The 2,559-nt window shown below is 62.6% G+C and carries 2 protein-coding genes and 2 pseudogenes; 2 read left to right on the top strand and 2 right to left on the bottom strand.

The annotated features are described in order from the left end of the window. Positions 1 to 122: 122 nt before the first annotated feature. Together OTB20_RS42050 and OTB20_RS42045 are read left to right on the top strand one after the other, a co-directional pair. Positions 123 to 413: pseudogene (locus OTB20_RS42050) on the top strand (integrase core domain-containing protein); the annotation flags it as partial. A gap of 180 nt (positions 414 to 593) precedes the next feature. Next, positions 594 to 806 (top strand): hypothetical protein, encoded by a 213-nt coding sequence (locus OTB20_RS42045; protein WP_267825161.1) that lies wholly within the window; start codon positions 594 to 596, stop codon positions 804 to 806. 145 nt (positions 807 to 951) lie between these two features. Here OTB20_RS42045 and OTB20_RS42040 read toward each other — a convergent pair whose 3' ends face one another. Together OTB20_RS42040 and OTB20_RS42035 are read right to left on the bottom strand one after the other, a co-directional pair. Beyond that, entirely contained in the window at positions 952 to 1,935 is a 984-nt protein-coding gene (locus tag OTB20_RS42040) for a TerC family protein (protein WP_267825160.1), read from the bottom strand. Positions 1,936 to 2,452: 517 nt separating this feature from the next. Further along, positions 2,453 to 2,559, bottom strand: a pseudogene (locus tag OTB20_RS42035) (IS5/IS1182 family transposase); the annotation flags it as partial.

The raw sequence follows: 2,559 nt of genomic DNA, 5'->3' as shown, positions 1-2,559 counted from the left end.
CGTCGCCCTGGCGATCAATAACCGGCCCCGCAAGATCCTCGGCTGGAAGACCCCGGCCGAGGTCTTCGAAGAGCAGCTACGCTCAATACAACAGCCCGGTGTTGCAACGACCGGTTGAACTCGCCCAATACGTGTCGAAGGAGTTCGCCCAGGTCTGCGAGGAGCTCGGCGTGGCCAGATCGCGCGGCGCGTTGGGCACGAGCGCGGACAACGCCACCGCGGAGAGCCTGAACGCGACCATGAAACGCGAGACGCTCCAGGGACGGAAACGGTGGAACGGGGCCCGTGAGGCTCGGCTCGCGGTCTTCCGATGGGCGACCCGCTACAACACCCGAAGGCGGCACTCCCGCCTCGGCCAGATCAGCCCGATCACCTACGAGCAGCGATCAACTACGCTGGCCACCGCCGCATAACAGCCGGTGTCCACGATCGAGGGTCAACGCCCCTCATCTTGGCGCAGCCGCCATCCGAGGAGCAGCTCGGGGCACCACCACACTCGCCGTTCCCCGACATCACCCATTCAAGTTCAGTAGCACCTCCGCCGGACACCGTCACACGGCCACAACCAGCGCGCCTACAAGATCGATCCGACTTTGCAACAGCCCTGCCTCTACCGGATCGTCCTCAGCCGCCTGCGTTGGGACAACCGCACCCGCAGCTACCTGCAACGACGTCTGACCGGGGGGAGGACACGCCGCGAGATCATCCGCTACCTCAAGCGCTACGTCGCACGACAGGTCTACCGGCTCGTCGTCCCAGCGAACCCTCCGGCTGATCAGACGGGACCGGCCGGAGTCGCTGCTTGACATCCATAGGGGCATCAAACGAGCCCGCCACTACCAAACCCTGGTCACCCTCGCCTGCCTGCGACTCTGGCTCTTCGCATGACACTGCGGACACGCCACGTAACGGTGTTGCCGTACAGACCCGCTTGCGAGCGCCGAGGCCCCTCTATGCGTCGATGCTCTCGGGGCGGGCGGCGACCTCGGCCTCCGTCTGCTTCTTCGAGGCCACCAGGCTCGTGATCGTGGTGATGATCAGGACACCGCAGATGACGCCGAGGGAGACCGGGATGGAGATGACGGGGACGTGCACCCCGGACTCGTGCAGGGCGTGCAGCACCAGCTTGATGCCGATGAAACCCAGGATGACCGACAGCCCGTAGCTTAGGTGGACCAGTTTCTTCAGCAGACCGCCGATGAGGAAGTACAGCTGCCGCAGGCCCATGAGCGCGAAGGCGTTGGCGGTGAAGACGATGTACGGGTCCTGAGTGAGGCCGAAGATCGCGGGGATGGAGTCCAAGGCAAACAGCACGTCGGTGGTGCCGATGGCGAGCATCACGACCATCAGCGGGGTCAGGATGCGCTTGCCGTTGCTCTGGATGAAGAGCTTGGTGCCGTGGTATTGGTCGGCGACGCCGAACTTCTTCTCGACGGACTTCAAGAGGCGGTTCTCCTCGAATTCGTCCTCCCCCTCGCTCTTGCGGGCCTCCTGGATCAGCTTCCACGCGGTGTAGATCAGGAACGCGCCGAAGATGTAAAAGACCCAGGAGAAGTTGGCGATGATCGTGGCGCCGGCCGCGATGAAGATCGCGCGCAGGACCAGAGCGATCAGCACGCCCACGAGCAGCACGCGCTGCTGGAGGTGGGAGGGCACCGCGAACTTCGCCATGATCAGGACGAAGACGAAGAGGTTGTCCACGCTCAGGGACTTTTCGGTGATGAAGCCCGCGAAGAACTCCTGGGAGCCCTGACCGTTGCCAAAGAACCACAGGCCGAAGCCGAAGAGTCCGGCGAGGAGGATCCAGACCGCCGTCCAGATGCCCGCTTCCTTGATCGAAACGTCGTGCGGTTTGCGGCCGATGAAGAAATCGGCGCCGATGAGGATGCCCAGACCAGCGATGGTCAGCACCCAAAGGGTCAACGAAACGTCCACTACTCATGCCTCCGGCAGATGGCTCTATAAGGTCAGCGTCGTCGCTGCCGGAGGTCTCTTCCACCCGAACGGCCCTATGGGCAGCGGGCCGGCACCCCGGGACTGGTTTTACAGTCCGTATTCACGGGCGCACCGCACAGGAAACTGCAGGAATGCTCCCCTCCGTGCATACACGATATCCCACGGAGGCCAAGAGGTGAAGGCCTGGCATCATATAGAACAGAAAAGAGTCGCGTTAATATAAATTTAGGGAGTACCTATCAATGCGTAAGGCGAAAAATGGCGCTCGGTGCGGTACGGTGCATCTCACCTTTCGATATCGCAACCCGGAAGGCGGATGTTGGGGCGGCTTTCGATGCAGGGGCACTTGAGCTGCCCAACGCTGCACCCCTGTAATACCGGGAATTATTACTCTTCCTTTGGTGGCATTGTTGTAGCGTCCGCCGCGGGTTCCATCTCTCGGCGCCCGGTGGACGAGCTGTCCGACACGGTCGTCCGTGAACCTTTTCCATCTTGATCAGCTGGCGAGTTCGAGGGCGACGACGGCTCGGACGACAGCGGTGATCCGGGTGGTGCTGCAGCGGAGTTTTCGCAGGAGCCGCCAGCACTTGAGGATCGCCATGG

The organism is Streptomyces sp. H27-H1 (assembly GCF_026627445.1).
GTDB lineage: Bacteria > Actinomycetota > Actinomycetes > Streptomycetales > Streptomycetaceae > Streptomyces.
The sequence above is the reverse complement of the archived record's forward strand: the minus strand, read 5'-3'. Positions and strand labels throughout refer to the sequence as shown.